This is a genomic window from Acinetobacter geminorum (genome assembly GCF_013009345.1).
GTDB lineage: Bacteria > Pseudomonadota > Gammaproteobacteria > Pseudomonadales > Moraxellaceae > Acinetobacter > Acinetobacter geminorum.
Window position 1 is genome coordinate 13536 of sequence record NZ_JABELE010000018.1, and the last position, 21765, is coordinate 35300.

At 37.2% G+C, this 21765-nt stretch carries 20 protein-coding genes; 13 read left to right on the top strand and 7 right to left on the bottom strand.

Annotated elements, in window-relative coordinates; all coding sequences use genetic code 11:
* Positions 1 to 51: 51 nt before the first annotated feature.
* Genes HJG58_RS15595 through HJG58_RS15610 form a run of 4 tightly spaced genes read right to left on the bottom strand, consistent with a single transcriptional unit; the run spans position 52 to position 3753 of the window.
* Entirely contained in the window at positions 52 to 786 is a 735-nt protein-coding gene (locus HJG58_RS15595) for a proteasome-type protease (RefSeq protein ID WP_002119721.1), read from the bottom strand.
* 16 nt (positions 787 to 802) lie between these two features.
* Positions 803 to 1582, bottom strand: coding sequence for a transglutaminase family protein (locus tag HJG58_RS15600; protein ID WP_170249585.1), 780 nt, complete (start codon positions 1580 to 1582; stop codon positions 803 to 805).
* 2 nt (positions 1583 to 1584) lie between these two features.
* Positions 1585 to 2181: an alpha-E domain-containing protein gene (locus HJG58_RS15605; RefSeq protein WP_170249586.1), complete on the bottom strand. Its 597-nt coding sequence runs from the start codon at positions 2179 to 2181 to the stop codon at positions 1585 to 1587.
* 21 nt (positions 2182 to 2202) lie between these two features.
* The gene (locus tag HJG58_RS15610) at positions 2203 to 3753 is read right to left on the bottom strand and encodes a circularly permuted type 2 ATP-grasp protein (protein WP_170249587.1); all 1551 of its coding nucleotides are present in this window, start codon (positions 3751 to 3753) and stop codon (positions 2203 to 2205) included.
* 225 nt (positions 3754 to 3978) lie between these two features.
* Here HJG58_RS15610 and HJG58_RS18900 point away from each other — a divergent pair, with 225 nt between their 5' ends.
* Positions 3979 to 4986 (top strand): helix-turn-helix transcriptional regulator, encoded by a 1008-nt coding sequence (locus HJG58_RS18900; RefSeq protein ID WP_199976093.1) that lies wholly within the window; start codon positions 3979 to 3981, stop codon positions 4984 to 4986.
* Positions 4987 to 5362: 376 nt separating this feature from the next.
* On the opposite strand, the gene mnmG is transcribed toward HJG58_RS18900, so the two are convergent.
* A complete protein-coding gene (gene mnmG, locus HJG58_RS15620; RefSeq protein ID WP_017385460.1) occupies positions 5363 to 7243 on the bottom strand; it encodes a tRNA uridine-5-carboxymethylaminomethyl(34) synthesis enzyme MnmG in 1881 nt (626 codons plus the stop codon).
* A 232-nt stretch (positions 7244 to 7475) separates the two neighbouring features.
* Here mnmG and HJG58_RS15625 point away from each other — a divergent pair, with 232 nt between their 5' ends.
* The 11 genes from HJG58_RS15625 to HJG58_RS15675 all read left to right on the top strand — a co-directional run bounded on the left by HJG58_RS15625 (position 7476) and on the right by HJG58_RS15675 (position 17919).
* Positions 7476 to 7706 carry a hypothetical protein gene (locus HJG58_RS15625; RefSeq protein ID WP_002119672.1) on the top strand — a complete coding sequence of 77 codons (231 nt, stop codon included), beginning with the start codon at positions 7476 to 7478 and terminating at the stop codon, positions 7704 to 7706.
* A gap of 154 nt (positions 7707 to 7860) precedes the next feature.
* On the top strand, positions 7861 to 8760 hold the full coding sequence (gene prmA / locus HJG58_RS15630; RefSeq protein ID WP_170249588.1) for a 50S ribosomal protein L11 methyltransferase: 900 nt from the start codon (positions 7861 to 7863) through the stop codon (positions 8758 to 8760).
* Between the two features lie 16 nt (positions 8761 to 8776).
* Entirely contained in the window at positions 8777 to 9622 is an 846-nt protein-coding gene (locus HJG58_RS15635) for a zinc-ribbon and DUF3426 domain-containing protein (RefSeq protein ID WP_170249589.1), read from the top strand.
* Positions 9623 to 9998: 376 nt separating this feature from the next.
* Entirely contained in the window at positions 9999 to 10268 is a 270-nt protein-coding gene (gene fis, locus HJG58_RS15640) for a DNA-binding transcriptional regulator Fis (RefSeq protein WP_001086304.1), read from the top strand.
* Between the two features lie 85 nt (positions 10269 to 10353).
* On the top strand, positions 10354 to 11928 hold the full coding sequence (gene purH, locus HJG58_RS15645) for a bifunctional phosphoribosylaminoimidazolecarboxamide formyltransferase/IMP cyclohydrolase (RefSeq protein ID WP_025465553.1): 1575 nt from the start codon (positions 10354 to 10356) through the stop codon (positions 11926 to 11928).
* A gap of 123 nt (positions 11929 to 12051) precedes the next feature.
* Positions 12052 to 13338 (top strand): phosphoribosylamine--glycine ligase, encoded by a 1287-nt coding sequence (gene purD / locus HJG58_RS15650; protein ID WP_170249590.1) that lies wholly within the window; start codon positions 12052 to 12054, stop codon positions 13336 to 13338.
* A 470-nt stretch (positions 13339 to 13808) separates the two neighbouring features.
* Positions 13809 to 14681: a MetQ/NlpA family ABC transporter substrate-binding protein gene (locus tag HJG58_RS15655; protein WP_170249591.1), complete on the top strand. Its 873-nt coding sequence runs from the start codon at positions 13809 to 13811 to the stop codon at positions 14679 to 14681.
* Between the two features lie 75 nt (positions 14682 to 14756).
* The gene (locus HJG58_RS15660) at positions 14757 to 15782 is read left to right on the top strand and encodes a methionine ABC transporter ATP-binding protein (RefSeq protein WP_002119636.1); all 1026 of its coding nucleotides are present in this window, start codon (positions 14757 to 14759) and stop codon (positions 15780 to 15782) included.
* Complete coding sequence (locus HJG58_RS15665; RefSeq protein ID WP_170249592.1) at positions 15779 to 16474, top strand: methionine ABC transporter permease; 696 nt, start codon at positions 15779 to 15781, stop codon at positions 16472 to 16474. Before HJG58_RS15660 ends, HJG58_RS15665 begins: the two co-directional genes overlap by 4 nt.
* A 151-nt stretch (positions 16475 to 16625) precedes the next feature.
* On the top strand, positions 16626 to 17357 hold the full coding sequence (gene gloB / locus HJG58_RS15670; RefSeq protein ID WP_170249593.1) for a hydroxyacylglutathione hydrolase: 732 nt from the start codon (positions 16626 to 16628) through the stop codon (positions 17355 to 17357).
* 358 nt (positions 17358 to 17715) lie between these two features.
* Positions 17716 to 17919: a hypothetical protein gene (locus tag HJG58_RS15675; RefSeq protein ID WP_002119766.1), complete on the top strand. Its 204-nt coding sequence runs from the start codon at positions 17716 to 17718 to the stop codon at positions 17917 to 17919.
* A gap of 166 nt (positions 17920 to 18085) precedes the next feature.
* Here HJG58_RS15675 and HJG58_RS15680 read toward each other — a convergent pair whose 3' ends face one another.
* Both HJG58_RS15680 and HJG58_RS15685 read right to left on the bottom strand, forming a co-directional pair.
* Complete coding sequence (locus HJG58_RS15680) at positions 18086 to 19384, bottom strand: dicarboxylate/amino acid:cation symporter (RefSeq protein ID WP_170249594.1); 1299 nt, start codon at positions 19382 to 19384, stop codon at positions 18086 to 18088.
* Between the two features lie 449 nt (positions 19385 to 19833).
* Positions 19834 to 20406, bottom strand: a complete 573-nt coding sequence (locus tag HJG58_RS15685; RefSeq protein WP_170249595.1) for a TetR/AcrR family transcriptional regulator — start codon at positions 20404 to 20406, stop codon at positions 19834 to 19836.
* A 137-nt stretch (positions 20407 to 20543) separates the two neighbouring features.
* On the opposite strand from HJG58_RS15685, the gene HJG58_RS15690 reads away from it, so the two are divergent.
* Entirely contained in the window at positions 20544 to 21746 is a 1203-nt protein-coding gene (locus HJG58_RS15690; RefSeq protein WP_216076593.1) for an MFS transporter, read from the top strand.
* Positions 21747 to 21765: the final 19 nt, after the last annotated feature.

The window sequence follows — 21765 nt, forward strand, 5'->3', positions numbered from 1 at the left end:
ATAAAAAAAAATCCAAGCATGCTTGGATTTTTTTATTTAAACACGCAAAATTTATCGCCAGTAATCATCTGTAGGCTTTGGCATTTCCTGTAATCCCCGACGAAGAGTATCTGACCATTGCTTACTAATCTGTGAGAAATAAGGATCATCCTCGGTTATTCGTTTTCCCATGGGGATAACAAAGCTATCTTTAATGTAGACCAATGCATCAAGTGGTAAGCCAACAGAAACATTTGAACGCAAAGTCGAATCAAAAGAAATCAGGCTACAACGTAATGCATCGTCTAGTGGCATTGCATAATATAAAGCTCGATCCAGAATAGGCTTTCCATATTTACTTTCACCTATTTGAAAATAAGGTGTATCTGTAGTTGCACAAATAAAATTGCCTTGTGGATAGACATTATAGAGTTGCATATCCCCACCTTTAATCTGCCCACCTACCAAAATACTACAGGCATAATTCATTTGTTCTTGGGTGTCCGAACTAATATCCTCTAAAACAGTTTTTAAGGTTTTACCAATCAGTTCAGCCGCCTCAAACATCGTATTAACACTATATAGGTTAGGCTCTTGCTGCAAAGTAAGGGCATTTTGTAAATGACCTATAACAGCTTGTGTTGTTGCTAAGTTACCTGCAGTTTGCAAGGCAATAAAACGTTCTCCGGTAACGCCGAAAGTATGCAGTTTTCGGAACACAGAAATATGGTCAACTCCTGCATTGGTCCTCGTGTCACTAATAAACACTAAACCTTGTTCCAATCTTAGCGCACAACAATAGGTCATTTCATTCTCTTTACATTCAACATGCCAACACTTGAACCACAGACATCATGTTCTCAACTCCACCTTGCTCTCTTACGCCACGAATAGGTGCCACATCGAGATAGTCACGTCCTACAGCAAGGTAGATGTGATGTTTGGGTGTAAACAATTGATTGCTTACATCAAAACAATACCACTGATTTTCTAAAAATACCTCCGCCCAAGCGTGACTGGCAAGGTGCGGATAGTTTTGATCAAATAGATAACCAGAGACATAACGTGCAGGTAATTGTAGCGCACGACACATCGCAATTAAAATGTGAGCATGATCTTGACATACTCCTTGACCTGCATGAAATGCTTCAATCGCAGTTGTCTGAACCGAAGTACTTTCAGGTTGGTAAAGTATTTTTTGCAAGATATATTCGCTTAATAACGCAATATGCTGTCGGTCCTTAGCCACTACAATATTTTTGGCAAAGTCCAACATTCCCGAATCACATCGAGTTGCACCTGTCATCTGCAAAAACAAATTTGTAGGTGTAGAGAGATCAACACAACCCCATTCTACATTTTGAAGCTCAACAATGCCTTGAGCCATAAATGTCAGATGTTGATATGGATAACGCTGACTAGCCGTCATCCATACATTGTTAAATATATCTCTCTTTATTGTCTTATCACCCGGCACGCTAATTGCCCAATTTATAACATGTTGATGCGGTGATGTTTGAGGCATCATTTTAATATACTGAATGCTGTTCCGAGCAGTTTCAGTATAGCTATAATGCGTTTGATGATTAACCATCAATTTCATAATCAGCCCTTAAACATATTTTCTAACTGCTGTGTAAAAGTATAGTAAGCATCCCAAGTAAGTTGCTGCTTTAATACTTGCCAATTTTCATCTATATTTTCCCAATTCAAATTAGCAAGCTGTTGCACCACCAAATCTAGTTCTAATACAAGAACAGATAAATCTTCTCCAAAACGCAGCTCTATATCAAATTGCTCTATTTTTTGGCCTAAATGCAAAAATAAACGTACATCCTCATGTTCTGCTTCTAGTATTTGTGTGCATTGTTCGACAGCTTTACTTAATGCATCAGGTTGAGGTTGAAGTGTATTAATAACATTATTTAATTCTGCATAAGCATGTGATGACAAAATACCTCTTAGTTCCTGAATATTATCTTTAGCAATAATGAGCTGGTTCAGTAATGAAAATGTTTGCTTCTTGTCTAACATATAGTGATTTAGTAATTCTGCATTTTCTATAACCAAACCAAATGCTGCTGCAAATTTTGTTGCTTTCTCATCTTCTGTAAAGGGTAAATGAGAGGCTGCAAATTTAACTCGCATCAAATATCGGCCCAACCAATATATTTGATGCGCACTCGAATTGAGTAAAACCATAAAGTTCCTCTTAACCCACAATCAGGAATGTAACGTTTCGACAACCCATGTATCTTTTATACCGCCACCTTGAGATGAATTTACGACCAAGGAGCCAGCTTGCATTGCAACTCGGGTTAAGCCACCAGGTACAATCTCGGTACGATAAGGTGAACTTAATACAAATGGACGTAAGTCAATATGACGCTCAGCTACGCCGCCTGTCGTTAAAGTTGGAGCAACGGATAAAGCTAATGTAGGCTGTGCAATATACATATGTGGCATAGCAATTAATTTTTTTCTAAAGTCATCAATTTCGCATGAGCTTGCTTTAGGCCCAATCAACATGCCATATCCGCCTGAACCTTGTGCTTCTTTAACGACTAATTGATCAAGATTAGAGAGTACATAATCTAAGTGTTCTTCCTTACGGCACTGATAAGTAGGTACATTTTTTAGAATTGGTGTTTCATCCAGATAATATTGAATCATTTGATCTACATAAGGATAAATAGATTTATCATCGGCCACACCAGTTCCAGGTGCATTTGCAATCACAACATTTTTTTGCAAATAAGCAGACATAAGTCCTGCAACACCTAAAGCACTATCTGGTCGAAATGCTAAAGGATCTAGAAAATCATCATCTAAACGGCGGTAAATTACGTCTACTTTTTGACGCCCACGAATAGTTTTGACAAAAACTTGATCATTTTCTACAAATAAATCACGATTTGTAACTAAGGGCACATCCATTTCACGCGCTAAAAAAGCATGCTCATAATAAGCACTATTAAAACGTCCTGGTGTTAGTACCACGATAAAAGGTTGATCGGCAGGTGAATTCTCTTGCAATATTTCTTTTAAAAGTTTTGGATAATGCTCAATTCCTTGTAAATTATTGGCTGTACATAGCTCAGGCATTAATTTCTGGCTAATATTTCGGCTTTCAATCATATAAGACACACCGGAAGGTGTTCTCAAGTTATCTTCTAATACAAAAAACTCCCCTTCATCGTCACGAATAATATCAATTCCACTAATTTGTGAATAAATTTTCCCCTTTAAAGAATGTTTAAGCATATGAGGCTGGAAAGCATCATTCCCCATAATTTGTTCTTCAGGGATAATTTGCTCTTTTAAAATATGTTGTCCATGATAAATATCGTCCAGGAAATAATTTAATGCTTTAACACGTTGCGCACAGCCTGAGGCAATCTTTTCCCATTGTTTTTTTTCGATTACTCTTGGAATTAAATCAAATGGGATAGTGCGTTCCGTCCCTTCTTTATCACCATAAACATTAAAAGTGATCCCATGGTAAAGAAAATGTTGTTTTGCTTGGGTATTTAGCTCCTTTAGCTCATCTAAAGTACGGATGCTCAACCATTGTTCAATTTTTTTAGAAGCTGCACCATTTGACGTTACATCATCAAGCATCTCATTAAAGAACTGTGATTTGAGTTGCTCAAAGAGATTAGTTTGCACAGAAATATGTTCTAAAAAAGAGGTTGGGTTAATGAGTGCCGTTGTTGTCTGCTCTTGTATAAAAAAATCATTATCAATATGTAATTCATGATCTTGTTCTGACATAACCACCTCGTCTTATCATTTATCTATATTTCATTTTTAAATAAGCAATTTCAGTGCCACTTATATATCTATAGTACTTTTACGGCATTATTGTTCTAACTTTCTTCTAAATATTAACATCGTTTGCCCAACGGGCTATAAACCGAATCTGACAAACTTGCTAAATCTGTAAAGATTTTTTATTGTGTTGACACCAAAGCAATTGGATATAGATGTATTACGCTTATGTCTGTAATAGAAAAAGAAACTTCGAATAGTTTATATCGCCAATGGCAGATTTTATCTCGCCTACCGACCGGTAAATGGATCGGAACTCGAGAATTACAAGAAATGCTTGAACGTGAAGGTATTGATATTAGTTTAAGAACTATTCAACGTGACTTAAATCAAATTGCTCAACGTTTCCCGATAGAGAGCAATAAAGCCGTACCTCAAGGGTGGCGGTGGCAATCGGATGCACCTATTCAAAGCTTACCTCACATGACAAGTTCTCAAGCAGTAACCTTTATGATGGTTGAGGAACACCTTAAGCACTTACTCCCTCCCAGCCTGCTTGATGAGATGGGACCATGGTTTGATTTAGCCAAACGAAGTCTTTCTACTCAAAATAATGTGAGACAGTGGATTAACCGTGTACGCATTGTTCCTGCAAGTCAACCTCTTATTCCACCTGTAGTCGATCGAAATGCTCAACAAGCAATTTATGAAGGCTTGCTCCAAGACAAGCAAATAGAATGCATTTATCGAGCACGAGTCAATCAGGGTGAAGACCGAACATATATCTTAAATCCTTTAGCATTGGTACAAAAAGGTGCAGTAATTTATTTAATTTGCACACGACATGACAAAACTGAAGTTCAAACTTTTGCTCTGCACCGTTTTAAATCAGCAAAAGTATTAGACAGTCGAGCACTACATCCTGTTAATTTTGATATTGATCATTATATTGATTCAGGTGCTTTAGGCTTTAGAGTGGACTACAACCAGCCAACTGAATCAATTCAGCTCACCTTAACCATGACAGAGCAAACTGCTAAAACTTTTTATGAAAGTCAGTTAAGTAAAGATCAAACAATTACCCCACTTGAGGAAAATATTGTAGAAGTCACAGCGACTGTACCTTTTACATCTCAATTGGTATGGTGGTTACGTAGTTTTGGTAAGAAATTACTCCATATTGAACCAGTACAAGTACACAATGCTGTGCGAGAAATTGAAACTGAGAGTAAATAGATATAAAAAAAGAGAACCATAAGGTTCTCTTTAGATTTTGAATTGTAATTTTCTTAATTTTATATTGTTCTTATATTTTTACTTGTTTTCAGATCAAGATGTTCTCCCCCACCAAAACTGATCTGCTCTTTCTTTTGCGCTATTTTGAACATGAGCTTTGGCATGCCATTTCATATCCATTGTAGCGAATTGATTTCATTGTCATCATTAAAGCCCTCTTGTTTGAACGTGAATTTAATATAACTGGCGACTCAAAATATGTGAAATAAGAAAAAAAGGAAGCGAAATCTCTTTTCTTCCTTAGGAAGTTTCCATATATTTTTTGAACAGAAATAAAAAAGCCCAGTCTTAACTGGGCTTTTTTACATTTAAATAATTAAGCTGTTTTCTTAATCATATTGTTCTTACGAATTGTGATCATTACAAGCTGAACTGCTGCTGGTGTAACACCAGGAATACGGCTTGCTTGAGCTAAAGTTTCTGGAAGAACTGTTTTTAACTTCTGCGTGATTTCACGTGATAAGCCTGACACTACATCATAGTCAAAATCAGCAGGTATTTTGGTTTCTTCAAGACGTTTTAATTGAGCAACATCTTCGTGCTGACGGTTAATGTAACCTTCATATTTCACAGCAATTTCAATTTGCTCACCCACTTGTTCTGAAACTTCAGAACCAGTAAGTTCAGCAATTTGACCGAAGGTGATATTAGGACGCTTAAGCAAATCAATCGCACTACATTCCTTACTCAAATCAGCACCCGTCATCTCAACGAATTTTTTACCCATAGGGTTATTTGGTGCTGCCCACAAATGTTGTAAACGAGAGGTTTCGCGCTCAACCGCTTCCATTTTTTCACAATAAGCAGCCCAACGTACATCATCAACCAAACCAAGTTCACGGCCAATAGAAGTCAAGCGCTGATCCGCATTATCTTCACGCAGCATCAAACGATATTCAGCACGTGAGGTAAACATACGGTACGGTTCTTTAGTACCTAACGTGATGAGATCATCAACCAACACACCCATATAAGCTTGGTCACGTTTAGGCGTCCATTCTTCTTGCTCCCACGCACGACGCGCAGCATTTAAACCTGCAAGTAAACCTTGGGCACCAGCCTCTTCGTAACCTGTTGTACCATTAATTTGACCAGCAAAGTACAAGCCATTAATCGCTTTAGTCTCGAGTGTAAATTTCAAAGCTTGCGGGTTGAAATAGTCATATTCAATTGCATAGCCCGGACGTAAGATATGAGCATTTTCCATACCACGAATTGAGCGTACAAGCTCGAACTGAACATCAAATGGTAAAGAAGTCGAAATACCGTTTGGATAAAGTTCGTGTGTATCTAGACCTTCTGGCTCCAAGAATACTTGATGTGAGTCTTTATCAGCGAAACGATGAATTTTATCTTCGATTGATGGACAGTAACGCGGACCTACACCTTCAATAACACCAGTGTACATTGGTGAACGGTCTAAACCACCACGAATAATGTCGTGGGTTTTTTCATTTGTATGAGTGATATAACAGTTTACTTGTTCAGGATGCATAGAAGCATCACCCATGAATGACATCACCGGAGATGGAAAATCACCCGGCTGCGGAATCATGACTGAAAAATCAACTGAACGTGCATCAATACGTGGTGGAGTACCAGTTTTTAAACGTCCCACTGGTAATTTTAATTCACGTAAACGTTGAGCAAGTGCAATAGAAGGAGGGTCCCCCGCACGACCACCGCTTGATTTTTCTAAACCAACGTGGATTACACCACCCAAGAATGTACCTGTAGTCAACACAACAGTTTTAGCATCAAAGCGAATACCCATTTGGGTAACAACACCTTTAACGGTATCGCCTTCAACAATCAGGTCATCAGCTGCTTGCTGGAAAATGTCAAGATTTGCTTGATTTTCCAAAGTATCACGAATAGCGGCTTTATAACGAACACGGTCAGCTTGAGCACGTGTTGCACGCACAGCTGCACCTTTACGCGAATTTAAAATACGGAACTGAATACCACCTTTATCGGCAGCTAACGCCATTGCGCCACCAAGTGCATCAATTTCGCGTACTAAATGCGACTTACCAATACCACCGATTGCTGGGTTACAACTCATTTGGCCCAAAGTCTCAATGTTATGGGTCAAAAGCAAAGTCTGTCGTCCCATACGCGCAGCAGCGAGGGCCGCTTCCGTACCTGCGTGACCGCCACCGATAACGATAACATCATAAACTTTAGGATAGTGCATGAGTACAAAAACACCAGAAAAAAAAGACGGAACATTATAGCAAAATTATCTGCATATTGATGTACATAATTACAAAATTGTCTTCACATAATTTACGGTACGCCACATGATTTGACATTTTGTTTCATGAATTCAATACAAAGTGAATGTTTTTAAAACCAATTCATCTTAGAATAAAAAACGTACAGCACTTCTATGACTTTAAAATTAACGCAACGAGAAGGAATACAAAATGAAAACGACCATGTTAAAAATCTTAACTGCATCTCTAATTTGTTTTTCAGGCGTAACTTTTACCCATGCTGCTGACACGAGCAAAGCCGAAATGCAAAAACAAATTCGAGTCTGTGCAAAAAAACAGCAAGGTGAATGGGTTTCTTACAATCACAACGGTGTAACCTTTAACGGTACTTGCCAACCAAACGAAAATGGTAAGTTACAATTTAAGGCCCCTGCTCCTTAATCTGTTTTAACATAGGTATAGAAGAAGCCATTTATTTTCTGCTATATCTCATCAGTATTTTCAAAGACGGTCCATTAAAGATGGGCCGTTTTCTTTTTTAAAATGATCTAGTCCGCTACAATACGCCTTTAAATAAAATTTTTAGGTCCTTTTCGTGAAGTGGTTACAAATACACATTACCGTTGATCAAGAACAAGTTGAGTTCACAGAAACACTTTTAATGTCTCTAGGTGCGGTAAGCGTAACGCTGGATGATGCTGAAGATCAGGCTTTACTTGAACCATTACCTGGTGAAACACCTTTATGGAACAAAGTGATCGTGACAGGCATCTATCAACAAGACGAACAAGACCCAATTGATGTCGACACTTTAGAAGCTTTCTTAAAAGCTCAACTTCCAGATGTTCCTATGCGCCATGAAGAACTTGAAGATCAAGTGTGGGAACGCGCATGGATGGATTATTATGAGCCAATCCAAATTGGGGAAAAGTTCTGGATCGTACCTGAATGGCTAGAGCCTCCAGAAGCAGACGCAACTAATATTAAGCTAGATCCAGGTCTTGCATTTGGTACAGGTAACCATGCAAGTACGTTCCTATGCTTACAATGGTTAGGCAAAACTGACGTTAAAGATAAAATCGTAATTGATTATGGTTGTGGTTCAGGCATTTTAGGTGTAGCCGCTTTATTATTAGGCGCTAAAAAAGTATATGCCACTGATATTGACCCGCAAGCTGTTTTAGCAACAAAACAAAATGCTGAACTTAATGGGGTATTAGATCGACTATATGTAGGTCTCCCTGAAGAATTCAATCAAGAATTCAAACCTCAGCAAGCAGACGTTTTAGTTGCAAACATTTTAGCTGGCCCATTAATGGCGCTTGCGTCTGAGTTTGCAAATTTAACTAAATCTAAGGGCGAGTTTGCACTTGCCGGCGTAATTGAAGAGCAAGTTGCTGATGTTTCACGTGTTTATTCTGAATTTTTTGATATATTAGATGTCGAAAAACGCGAAGAAAACTGGTGTCGCATTTCAGGAAAACGTAAAAAATAAATTGAGATTTTAACTCATGAATGAAAAACAAACCCGCTGCCCTAAGTGTTTAACAGTCTATAAAGTATCTCTTACTCAATTGACTGTCGCTCAGGGTATGGTTTGTTGTCCTAAATGTGATTCAACCTTTAATGCACTAACCAATCTGATTAATATTGAACAGCCAGTCATGGTCAATTCCAATACTTTAGCTAATGGTTCAATGCAAACAAAGTATATGACGCATTCTCACGTGTTAGATATATTTGATCAAAAAGTTGAGAATTCTAATATTGATCTTTTAACCTATCTCAACAACTTAAATTACTTTCACAACGAACCTATTAATGCTCTACCAAACCTTAATTTAGCTGAGCAAGCATCCGCACAAGAACAAGACAACAATAAAAAGCATAGTTGGCTTTACTATACGCTCTGGAGTTCTGCCAACCTTATTTTAATTTTAGTTTTTACTTTTCAAATTCTCTGGTTTAACCCTAAACTCATGCATGCAAGCCCAACCGTCAGCCATACATTTAATTATGTTTGTCAAATACTGCATTGCAATAAATCAGCCGAACTTTATCAACTTATCTATATAGAAAAGTTAAAAGTCCGCAAGATCGATACAAACCATACCCAGTTCTCAGGCATATTGCTCAACCAGAATGATAAAAGTATTGAGCTTCCTAACCTAAAGTTGATTTTTGCAACAGAGCCAGACAAAACAGAGGAAATCATATTAACCCCTCAACAATATCTAGTTGAAAACTTAAGGGGTATTCAACGCATTCCATCAAACACTCCTTTTCGATTTCAATTTGAGCTAAACAAAAGCAAAAAAAGGCTAGTAAATTATCGATTAGAAATTGTCCACCCCTAAAATGTAAAAAAAGTGAAAAAAAAATAAAAAAAAATGCAGTTAATTTGCTCACTTTTTCCTAGACAATGGTATTATACGCGCCACGAAAGCTTTGACTCATATACTCCTCGCTCTCAATCCCAAAAAAATACTGTTAAGCATGTGTGCTTTTCTACTTTAAGCGCATAGCCTAACTTTTTTTGTTTTTGAGGGGGCTGTAACAAATATTTAATTATTGTTACGCTTATTTTTTATTCAATACGAAGAAATATGGCAAGCTAATTGTTCTTATGTTTTAGAGTCACTGTTTTAGGATCTAAAACAGGACTCCGTATTTTTAGACCACATTTATATACTACTTTACCCAAGTTAGTATTTGATTTTCGGATTAACTCGCATGAATAGCAAATCTCCTATTTTTACTGCACAATCTGATGTTGCTCTTCGCATCCACGTGGATCGCGCAGTTCGTCATTATTTTGCACAATTGCAAGGTGAGCAACCATCTCAGGTATATGACATGGTGCTAGCAGAAATGGAGAAACCTCTTTTATCTGTAGTTCTTGAATATACACGTGGTAATCAAACGCGTGCTGCAGAAATTCTTGGACTCAACCGTGGCACTTTACGTAAAAAGTTAAAAGCTCACGGTTTAATGAGTGAATAAATGATAAAATGCTCACGACGTCGTGGGCATTTTTTTATGCTTATTGGTTTTAATCCGTAGACTTGAAATTGTTGAATTAAACATCATGACTATTAAACGTGCTTTGATTTCTGTATCTGATAAGACAGGAATTGTCGAATTTGCTCAAAACCTTGCAGCTCTAGGGGTAGAACTATTATCTACAGGCGGCACATATAAGTTGCTTAAAGATAATAATATCGCGGTTGTAGAAGTATCTGAACATACTGGCTTCCCTGAAATGATGGATGGTCGTGTTAAGACATTACATCCAAAAATTCATGGCGGTATTCTTGCTCGTCGCGGTTTAGACGAAGCAGTTATGGAAGAACACAACATTGATCCGATTGATCTTGTTGTTGTAAACCTTTATCCATTTGCTGCAACTGTTGCAAAACCTGACTGTACTCTTCCTGATGCAATCGAAAATATCGACATCGGTGGTCCTACAATGGTTCGTGCAGCTGCTAAAAACCATGCTTCAGTAGGTATTGTAGTTAATGCTTCTGATTACGACACTGTAATTAATGAATTAAAAACTGCTGGTTCACTTTCTTATGAAACACGTTTTGATTTAGCAGTTAAAGCATTTGAACATACAGCTCAATACGACGGCATGATCGCTTCTTACTTAGGCGCTCGCGTTGGTAAGACCGAAGGTGAAGCTGACTTATTCCCTCGAACATTCAATACTCAATTGAATAAAGCACAAGATTTACGTTACGGTGAAAACCCACATCAATCGGCTGCTTTCTATGTCGAAGCCAATGCAAAAGAAGCGTCAGTTTCTACTGCAAAACAGTTACAAGGCAAAGAATTGTCTTATAACAACATTGCAGATACAGATGCTGCGCTTGAATGTGTGAAATCATTTGCAAAACCTGCTTGTGTAATTGTAAAACATGCTAACCCTTGTGGTGTTGCGGTTTCTTTAGACGGCATTAAAGCTGCTTATGATTTAGCTTATGCAACTGATCCAGAATCTGCTTTTGGCGGTATTATTGCATTCAACCGTGAATTAGATGTTGCAACTGCTCAAGCAATTGTAGAGCGTCAATTCGTTGAAGTGATTATTGCTCCAAGTATCGCTGATGGCGTACTTGAAGTAACTGGCGCGAAGAAAAATGTACGTGTTTTAGTATGTGGTGAGTTACCTGCAATTGATGCACGTGCACCGCAACTTGACTATAAACGCGTAAATGGTGGCTTACTTGTTCAAGATCAAGACTTGGGCATGATCACTAAAGATGATCTTAAAGTAGTTACGAAGCGTGCGCCAACTGAACAAGAAATTGATGATCTTATCTTTGCTTGGAAAGTAGCAAAATATGTAAAATCAAACGCAATTGTTTATGCTAAAAACCGCCAAACTATTGGTGTAGGTGCAGGTCAAATGAGTCGCGTCAACTCAGCGCGTATTGCTGCCATTAAAGCTGAACATGCTGGTTTGGTTGTTGAAGGTGCTGTAATGGCTTCTGATGCATTCTTCCCGTTCCGTGACGGTATTGATAATGCTGCTAAAGCTGGCATTAAATGCATCATTCAACCAGGTGGTTCTATGCGTGATGAAGAAGTAATCGCTGCAGCAGACGAAGCTGGTATTGCAATGGTGTTCACTGGTATGCGCCATTTCCGCCACTAATTTAAATTTAGTCCTCCCTAACCCTCCTTTTATTCAGGAGGGTTTTCCACAATAATGGAGCTAAACTCCACCTTGAGGAATAGAGGGGGATGACAAGGATTAAAGTTAAGGAACAAATTAAAAATGAATATTTTAGTTTTAGGTAGTGGTGGTCGTGAACATGCTTTGGCATGGAAAATCGCGCAAGATACCAAAGTTACTGAAGTTTTCGTTGCACCAGGAAATGCGGGAACTGCAACTGAAGACAAATGCGTTAATGTTCAGCTTGATATTTTAGACAACCCTGCAATTATCGCTTTTGCTAAAGAAAATAATGTTGAACTTATTATTGTTGGCCCAGAAGCACCTTTAGTTAATGGTGTGGTAGATGCTGCTCGCGAAGCAGGTCTAAAAATTTGGGGACCAACTCAATATGCTGCGCAGCTTGAAGGCTCAAAAGCATTTGCTAAACATTTTTTAAAGCGTCATAACATTCCAACTGCTTTTTACGAAGTATTTACGGAAGTTGATGCAGCTAAAGCTTATGTTGAAAAAAATGGTGCACCAATTGTAATTAAGGCAGATGGTCTTGCTGCTGGTAAAGGTGTAATCGTTGCAATGACCAACGAAGAAGCTTTTGCAGCAATTGATGACATGCTTGCAGGCAACAAATTTGGTGATGCTGGTTCACGTGTTGTAATTGAACAGTTCCTAGCAGGTGAAGAAGCTTCTTTCATTTGTATGATTGATGGTAAAAACATTTTACCAATGGCAACTTCACAAGATCACAAGCGTATTTTTGAAGGCGATCAAGGTCCTAACACTGGCGGTATGGGTGCTTACTCTCCTGCTCCGGTGGTAACTTCTGAAATTTTCGAACGTGTTATGACTGAAATCATGCGTCCAACTGTTGAAGGTATGGCTGCTGACGGACATGTCTACACTGGTTTCTTATATGCTGGCTTAATGATTGATGAACAAGGTCAACCACGTGTGATCGAGTTCAACTGTCGTTTTGGTGATCCTGAAACTCAGCCAATCATGATGCGCTTAAAGTCATCTCTTGTTGAATTGGTAGAAGCTGGTATTGCCGGCAACTTACCAAAAGAAGCTGAATGGGATGAACGTAAGTCAATCGGTATCGTACTTGCAGCCGAAGGTTATCCTGATAGTGTACGTAAAGGCGATGTAATTTCTGGTATTGGACAATCACCAGAAGATACTAAAATCTTCCATGCAGGCACTGCAACTCGTGAAGATGGTCACATCGTGACTTCTGGTGGTCGAGTTCTTTGTGTAACTGCACTAGGTGACAGCGTACTTGAAGCACAAATTAATGCACTTGAAGTATGCGGACAAGTGACCTTTACAGGTATGCAATATCGTAGTGACATTGGCTATCGCGCAATTGCACGAGAAAAAGCTGAATAAAAGTTAATAAAAAAGCTTCCTATTTAGGGAGCTTTTTTATTTTTTGCCACACTATAAGAAAATGATATAAATTTTTTTATAAGATTAATTAAGATATCTACAAATAGAAAAAAGCCCTCTATATCAACTACATTTTTATTGCTATCATTAAGGCAAAGTTGTAACTGTCATCAGACACTGCTGTTTTAATAATTTCCATAAAGACTTGCTCTACAAATTATGCCTGTAGAGAGTTTTTTAATATTCTAAATTTATGAATGCTCGTTTGGCTACTGTTGGGGATGAACTGTTTGGGGAAACAGTTTTTGTTTATTAAACAATTACCCTCTGTTATAGCCAAAATGCAAGCAAATTATGGAACCCCAGAAAAAGATCACAGAGTTTAGACTAGTTGTAATTCCAACTCCTCTCTTTTCATATTGATATAGATCAATCGTTATTGTTCTATATCTTAATCAGGACTTTTTTAAATGAAAAAGCTGATCAGCCTTTTTTTAAGTATGTCAGTAGTATTATTGACAGCATGCAGTAAAGAAGAAAATGCTCAACAAGCCGAACAAAACAATGATAGTTCTAAAGTACAAAAGGTAGTAATTGCCTCTACCGGCTCAGATGCTGACATATGGCGTTACATTGCATCTTTACCTGAAACCCAAGCTGCAGGACTGAAGTTAGAAGTAAAAAACTTCTCAGACTATGTTTCAATGAATACAGCAATTGCAAATAAAGAAGTAGATTTGAACGCTTTCCAATCTTATTCTTATCTTACTGCATTTAATAATTCAAACCCGGATAAGATTGCAGCTGTCTCTACCACTTATCTTGAGCCAATGGGTATTTATTCAAGTAAGTACAAGAAAATTGAAGAGCTTCCTGAAGGTGCAATTATTGCAATCCCAGATGATGCTGCCAACGAAGCCCGTGCTTTACTCTTGTTACAAACTGCTGGCTTAATCAAGCTTAAATCTGACTTTAATCCTATTCAGGGCAGTCCGATTGATGTTATCGAAAATCCTAAAAAGGTCGATATCAAACCAATCAAAATGGAAACTGTATTACGTCTTAAAAATGAAGTTGATGCTGTTGCATTAGGTAACAGCTTAGCAATCGAAGGCGGTTTAAACGTACTCAAAGATTCTATTTTCTTTGAACCTGTGGATCAAACCACAAAACTTAGTATCAACGTTCTGGCAACTGCTGAATCACGTAAAAATGATCCTGTCTTGCAAAAAGTTGGTAAGCTTTATCACACTCCAGCTGTTAAAAAATACGTTGAAGAACACTTTGGTGGAACAAAAGTTGATGTAGATAAACCAATCAGCTATCTCTCAGAAGCTAAATAGTAATATAATAGCTGCAACGCGAAACAGGCAAAAACTCTTTGCCTGTTTTTTCTTTTCAGCATAGTTTTTGACGACATGATTCAATTTAAAAACATTTCAAAGCACTATCAGCTTAAAGGCCAAACCATACGAGCTCTGGACCAAATTAATTTGGAAATTCCTGAAGGGAGTATTTTTGGTATTATTGGCTATAGTGGTGCAGGTAAAAGTACTTTAATCCGCCTGATTAACTTACTTGAACGACCAAATGAAGGTCAGGTTATCATTAATCAAAAGGACTTCACTGCTTTGGATGCGCGTTCATTACGTCAGGAACGTGCAAATATTGGTATGATTTTTCAGCACTTCAATTTGCTACAAACCAAAACGGTTGCTGAAAATATCGAAATGCCAATGCGTCTGCTGAATTACAATAAAGCAGAACGTGAAAAGCGCTTAAATGAATTATTGGAGTTCATTGATCTTAAGCATAAAAAAGATGCTTATCCTGATGAACTTTCTGGCGGCCAAAAGCAACGTGTTGGTATTGCTCGTGCTTTGGCAAATCATCCAAAAATTCTTTTGTGTGATGAAGCAACCTCTGCCCTAGACCCGCAAACAACCAAGTCTGTTTTAGAGTTACTCAAGAAAATCAATCAAGAGCAAAAAATCACAATCGTTATGGTGACCCATGAAATGGATGTCATTGAAACTGTTTGTGACCATGTAGCTGTGATGGAAGCTGGAAAAGTCATTGAACAAGGTTCAACTATTGATATTTTTAGTAATCCCCAACATCCGACGACTAAAAACTTTATACAAACTGTTTTACATCAACAGTTGCCTGTGAATATTTTAAATCAACTCGAAAATCAGCATCACCATAGCATCTACTGTTTACAGTTTTTGGGCCGTTCTGCTCAGGAACCTGTGATTCAGTCACTGATTAAACAATTTGATATTAGTTTAAATATCTTATTCGCTAACATGACTGAAATTAATGGTACTGTCATTGGTCAAATGTTTGTACAGCTTCTAGGTGAGCCTCAGTTGATTAAGCAGGCTATCGAGTTTTTAGAGAAAAATGAAGTGAGTGTAGTTCAATCAGGAGATCAAGTATGAGAGACTTAATCGTACAGTGGTTAACTGAACTTACTCAACCTTTCTGGCACAGTTCTCTTTCAATTGACCAGTTTGTAACAGCTCTACAAGAAACATTTCACATGGTGTTTTTTGCGCTTTTATTTGGTGGTATTTGGGGTTTCATTCAAGGGGTTATCCTGCTTGTAACTCGCCCAGAAGGTATTTTGCCAAATAGATTCGTCTATCATTTACTCAACCCAATTGTAAATGCGTTACGCTCTCTCCCATTTATTATTTTACTTATTGCAGTGATTCCTCTTACCAAGTTGTTGGTAGGTACTTCAATTGGTACATGGGCAGCGATTGTTCCTTTAACAATTTACGTTGGTCCATATATGGGACGTTTGATTGAAACTTCCCTACTCGAAGTAAATGAAGGAATTATTGAATCTGCTCAGGCGATGGGTGCTACACCTTGGCAAATTATTTATCGCTTTATTTTGCCAGAAGCACGCAGTTCACTCATTTTAAACCTAACGACAGCGGCAATCAGTTTGATTGGTGCAACAGCAATGGCTGGTGCAGTTGGCGCAGGTGGTATTGGTGACTTAGCAATCTCTTATGGTTATCAACGTTTTGATACAAGCGTTGTAATTTTAACAGTGATCGTCCTATTGCTCTTAGTACAGATTGTACAGACGCTAGGTAACTGGCTCTCTAAGATCCGTTAATTACTCATATAAAAAGCTCCCTAAATGGGGGCTTTTTTGTTTTATATAAGTCATTTTCATTAAAAGGTTGAGTGAGTGGCTTAATACCATTTTCTGTTATTATCAAAAACAGTGATTATTTACTCTTTGGATTTGGTTTTAGGATAAAACAATGCGTTATAGAATTCATTTTATTGATGTACAGAATGCCCTCCAAAACTATATCTGGATTTTAGAAGATACTGAAACCCAAGAGGCTGTTGCAGTTGATCCAACAGAAGCTGAACTTGTTACTCAATTTTGTCAAAATCATCAACTCACTTTAAAGCAAATCTGGCTTACTCATTGGCATAAAGACCATATCGGTGGTGTTGCGGATTTATCGGCTGCCCAAAATATTACTGTCTATGGTCCACGTGATGAGCTCACAAAGATTCCGGGAATTACTCACCCCTTACGGCACAATGACCATCTAAAGTTTAATGAATTAAAAGTAGAGGTTATTGCGACCCCAGGTCACACCTTAGGGCACATTGTGTATTTTATTGAAGAGTTAGAAGCTGTATTCTGCGGTGACACTTTGTTTGCAATGGGATGTGGTCGATTATTTGAAGGTACGGCTGAACAAATGTATCACTCACTGAGCCGTCTAGCAGCATTACCAACACAAACCAAAGTTTATTGTACGCATGAATACACCCTTTCAAATGCCGAATTTGCCTTAACGGTAGAGCCACATAACCACGCCTTATCTGAACGAGTTGAAGAAGTCCGTGAGCTACGTAATAAAGGATCAATCACTCTACCAAGTACCATTGAACTCGAATTAGCAACCAATCCTTTTCTTCGTGCAGAAAGCGCTGAAGACTTTGCTTACCTACGGTCACTTAAAGATAATTTTTAAAATTAAGCTTCTTATACAAAGATACAGTTTCATTTAAAAAACTGTATCTTTTTTGCATAGGGTTGTTGATCGTAATTATTTTTTACATTTACTTTATTTTAATTTCGTCCTTATTTAAAAAATATTATTCATTCCATATTTTCTAAACAATGCTCAAACAAACAACACCTTAACTAAAAAATTATTATTTTTTAGTTACATAACACCCTCATATTTTTATAAAATTAAAAATATTTCTTTCTCTATTTTACTTTTTTTACAAGTTGCAAAATAAAACAAAGTTTTCCCCCTTTAAAAAATCTAATTAAAACCCTATTAATAAATGAGATGTAATGCCACGGATAGAAGGAGTTCTCACGTGAAAAAGGTTGTTAAAGCTAAAAATTTGATTGCGTTTCGTATTTGGTTAGAAAAGTTAGGGTATTCAGTTAAAAATCTTGCTGATGGAAAAGGTTTTACTTTTAGTTTTAAAAAAGAATATGGTTTAGTGACCTGTGATTTAGCAGGTAATTCATTAGCGATGCAATTAGGTGAAGAATTTGAGGATCACTTAAAAGCATAATTTTTTACGACTCGATTTTAATTACAGTATTGTCTTTTTTGAAAGATAAGTAATATTGCAGAACTTTAGAATGGTTTAATTAAAATATATTGTTAGATATTAAACAAAAAATCTGTAGCGGGGCTACTCTCCCAAATTGCCCTCTGCTACAGATTTTTTTATAAGATTATTGTGCTTTAGGGTTCTTTAAAGCTTTGTCTAAGAGATCTTTATCTAAAGCTTTATCCCATCGTGCTACAACAATTGTTGCGCAAGCATTACCAACTAAATTTGTTAATGCACGGCACTCAGACATAAAACGGTCAATACCAAGAATTAAAGCCATACCTGCTACAGGAACCGCTGGTACAACCGATAGAGTTGCAGCCAGAGTAATAAAGCCTGCACCCGTCACCCCTGCTGCACCTTTAGAACTTACCATTGCCACAAGAAGTAAGGCAATTTGTTCACTAATGGATAAGTCTACGTTACACGCTTGGGCAATAAACAGAGCAGCCATAGTCATATAGATATTTGTACCATCAAGGTTAAATGAATACCCTGTTGGAATCACCAAACCTACCACCGATTTTTCACAACCTGCTTTTTGCATTTTATCCATTAAAGATGGTAAAGCTGCTTCAGAAGAACTTGTCCCTAAAACCAGCCAAAGTTCATCTTTGATATAACGGATTAAATGAATAATTGAGAAGCCGTTATAACGAGCTACAGCTCCTAAGATCACGATGACAAACAACACAGCAGTAATATAGAACGTCATAATTAACAGTAATAAATTACCAATCGATTCGATTCCATATGCACCAATAGTAAAAGCCATTGCACCAAAAGCCCCAATTGGAGCAAGCTTCATTAACATACCAACAAGGTAGAAAACAGGCGCTGTTAAGTTATTTAAGAAATCAGTAATCGGACGTGCACGGTCGCCCAATGCAGCTAACGAAATACCGAATAACACCGCTACAAATAGAACCTGCAAAATCTCGCCACCAGCCAGAGGGCTGACTAACGTTTGCGGGATAATATTCATAAAAAAGTCGGTAATATTTGTCGCATGCGCTTTTTCAACGTAAGTATTGACTTTATCGTTGACTAAAGTAGCTGGGTCAATATTGAGACCTTTACCCGGTTGAATAATATTTGCCACAACCATACCAACCACAAGCGCCAAGCTTGAGAAGGTAAGAAAATAAAGCATAGCTTTACCAGTTACACGGCCAACTCGGCTCATGTTTGTCATACTGGCAATGCCTGTAACAACAGTTAAAAAGATGACGGGAGCAATAATCATTTTAACGATCTTGATGAATGCATCACCAAGCGGTTTTAAACTTTCGCCAAGTTCTGGGTAAAAATGACCAATTAAAATGCCCAAAATAATTGCAAAGATGACCTGTACATACAAAATTTGGTGAAACTTCTGCTTTTTCTGTACCGTTTCTTGGTCAAGGGTATTGAAATCCATTATCTAAATACCTTTTCGATGGGGATAAAAAAATAAAATATAAAGCGCGCACCACAAGCCGCCTTATCAAGGAAAAGCCATTGTAAAGAATAAAAAACAGGCTGTGTTATAAATTTAAAAAATGTAAAATTCAATAATCATGTAATAAATCATATAAATATCATGCTCACCCTCCCCTTTTTTAAATTAAAAATCCAACATAAATTATCAATAAGTTATTATTTAAATTAAATATTTTAATTAAAATTAGGCACAAAAACAGCTATAGATACTTAATTATGCCTTATAGCAACATCATTTATTAAATAAATGATTTTATAAAAAACATATGAATTATAAATTATGGGGATTTAATTTAAAAATAATAAGTAAAATTGATATATGACTTTATAATCAACATAAGATTTTAAATATTTTAAAAAACAGTTAGATTCACATGCTGCTTTCTGTTAAATAAAATCAGAATGTGCTTTAAATAACTGTACTAATAAAGTATGAACATAGTCTAGGCTTAAAGCTCGATCAGTGAATAAAATTCGAAATAGCATAGGTGCAATAACAGCCTCGATAATTTCTTCATTATTTATAGTGGGTTCATTACGCGATTTAGCTCTTTCTTGAATAATATCGAGTTGCTGAATAATTAGAGTTTCACATTTTCGAGCATTTGAAGAATCAGTTGTATATAGTACATCTCGTAGTAATGTTTGCCCTACTTCAGAAGAATACTCCTCAAAATATTGTTCAATCCATGCAGTGATATCCAGCTGAAATGAACCTAAATCTTTTGGTTCCATATCGGGTTTAAGTTCATTTAGGGCTACATCTGAAAATAGCTGATTAATATCCCCCCAACGGCGGTAAATTGTTGAAGGTGTTACTCCTGCCTCATGAGCAATCATCGGTATGGTAATTTGGCTCTGTTCTAAGGTTTTTTGAAGCTCTTTTACCGCTTGATGCACCGCAGTTTGAATTCTTTCACTACGACCACCAGGACGTAAGCCAGTAACAACTTTTGCCATTTATAAACTCTGTAAAGGGATCAAAAAATTTATAAATATTTATATTTATATACAAAACACACTAAAGCTAAGGATTTGCTTTAGTGTAAAAATAATGTATAAAAGCTAAATATTCGCTTTTATGTTATTCATCTTATATGAACAATTCAAGTTCAAAACGGTCTGGATCAGTTTTTCAGTTAGATAGTGCAAGTGCATTGACACTCAATACAATCACGCTCATGACCTTTATGGCGGCGTCTAGTGCACCGACTCCACTTTATCGTCTATATCAACAGCTTTGGCAATTTTCACCTGTCACTTTGACTTTAATTTTTGCAACTTATGCTTTTACTCTGCTGGGTTCATTACTGATTATTGGTTCTTTGTCTGACTATATTGGACGCCGTCCTGTCATTATTGCAGCCATTTTTCTGCAAATTATTTCGATGAGCTTTTTCTTATTTGCTTCAGATGTTTCGATGTTATTTATTGCACGGGGCTTACAAGGAATTGCAACAGGGCTTGCTGTCTCGGCTATAGGCGCAGCAATTTTAGATTTTAGTAAGCTTCAGGGTTCGCTTATTAATAGTATCGCACCAATGGTCGGCATGGCTGTTGGTATATTTCTAACTTGTTCTATTTTGCAATTCTCTGCCCAACCATTACAGCTTGTTTTTGAATTCTTGTGCCTTCTTCTTATTTGTGAACTCATTTTAAGTTTTTTTACTCCAGAGACAGTCCAGAAAAGATCTGGTGCACTTGCCTCTTTAAAACCCAATATGGCTATTCCGCCACAAACAAAAAGCGCTTTATTGAGTATTAGTCCGATTAATATTGCTCTTTGGATGGTCAGTGGTTTCTTCTTATCACTTATGCCCTCTTTACTGGCAAAAATTTTCGAGACATCTTCAGCGTGGTTAAACGGAATCACCTTCATGGCGCTAGCACTCTCAGGTGCAGCCGGTATATTAACGCTTAGAAAGTCAACAAATTACCGTATTTTATTAACAGGTACTCTTTCAATTGCTATTGGTTCAACTGTTTTATTTTTAGCAATTAATCTTACAAGTGCAGTAGTTTTATTTCTCGGTTCTATTATTACCGGAGTTGGTTTTGGTACAGCTTTTATGGGCGCAATCCGCACAGTAATGCCTCTAGCTTTACCAGAAGAACGTGCAGGTCTTATGGCTGCATTTTTTGTTGAAAGTTACTTGGCATTTAGTATTCCTGCAATTTTAGCTGGCTATTTTGTTGGAAAAGTTGGGCTCATGCATACAGCAAATAGTTATATTTGTTTTATTATCTTACTATCGCTTGTTGCCCTTCTTCTGATTTTTAAAAACTTTAAAAGTAAATAAGCCTATAAAAAATAGCCTC

What these genes read in the sequence shown, in the direction of transcription:
- HJG58_RS15595 (WP_002119721.1), bottom strand. Translation starts at nt 786, where the DNA reads ATGACCTATTGTTGTGCGCTAAGATTGGAACAAGGTTTAGTGTTTATT.
- HJG58_RS15600 (WP_170249585.1), bottom strand. Translation starts at nt 1,582, where the DNA reads ATGAAATTGATGGTTAATCATCAAACGCATTATAGCTATACTGAAACT.
- HJG58_RS15605 (WP_170249586.1), bottom strand. Translation starts at nt 2,181, where the DNA reads ATGGTTTTACTCAATTCGAGTGCGCATCAAATATATTGGTTGGGCCGA.
- HJG58_RS15610 (WP_170249587.1), bottom strand. Translation starts at nt 3,753, where the DNA reads ATGTCAGAACAAGATCATGAATTACATATTGATAATGATTTTTTTATA.
- HJG58_RS18900 (WP_199976093.1), top strand. Translation starts at nt 3,979, where the DNA reads ATGTCTGTAATAGAAAAAGAAACTTCGAATAGTTTATATCGCCAATGG.
- mnmG (WP_017385460.1), bottom strand. Translation starts at nt 7,243, where the DNA reads ATGCACTATCCTAAAGTTTATGATGTTATCGTTATCGGTGGCGGTCAC.
- HJG58_RS15625 (WP_002119672.1), top strand. Translation starts at nt 7,476, where the DNA reads ATGAAAACGACCATGTTAAAAATCTTAACTGCATCTCTAATTTGTTTT.
- HJG58_RS15635 (WP_170249589.1), top strand. Translation starts at nt 8,777, where the DNA reads ATGAATGAAAAACAAACCCGCTGCCCTAAGTGTTTAACAGTCTATAAA.
- fis (WP_001086304.1), top strand. Translation starts at nt 9,999, where the DNA reads ATGAATAGCAAATCTCCTATTTTTACTGCACAATCTGATGTTGCTCTT.
- purH (WP_025465553.1), top strand. Translation starts at nt 10,354, where the DNA reads ATGACTATTAAACGTGCTTTGATTTCTGTATCTGATAAGACAGGAATT.
- purD (WP_170249590.1), top strand. Translation starts at nt 12,052, where the DNA reads ATGAATATTTTAGTTTTAGGTAGTGGTGGTCGTGAACATGCTTTGGCA.
- HJG58_RS15655 (WP_170249591.1), top strand. Translation starts at nt 13,809, where the DNA reads ATGAAAAAGCTGATCAGCCTTTTTTTAAGTATGTCAGTAGTATTATTG.
- HJG58_RS15660 (WP_002119636.1), top strand. Translation starts at nt 14,757, where the DNA reads ATGATTCAATTTAAAAACATTTCAAAGCACTATCAGCTTAAAGGCCAA.
- HJG58_RS15665 (WP_170249592.1), top strand. Translation starts at nt 15,779, where the DNA reads ATGAGAGACTTAATCGTACAGTGGTTAACTGAACTTACTCAACCTTTC.
- gloB (WP_170249593.1), top strand. Translation starts at nt 16,626, where the DNA reads ATGCGTTATAGAATTCATTTTATTGATGTACAGAATGCCCTCCAAAAC.
- HJG58_RS15680 (WP_170249594.1), bottom strand. Translation starts at nt 19,384, where the DNA reads ATGGATTTCAATACCCTTGACCAAGAAACGGTACAGAAAAAGCAGAAG.
- HJG58_RS15685 (WP_170249595.1), bottom strand. Translation starts at nt 20,406, where the DNA reads ATGGCAAAAGTTGTTACTGGCTTACGTCCTGGTGGTCGTAGTGAAAGA.
- HJG58_RS15690 (WP_216076593.1), top strand. Translation starts at nt 20,544, where the DNA reads ATGAACAATTCAAGTTCAAAACGGTCTGGATCAGTTTTTCAGTTAGAT.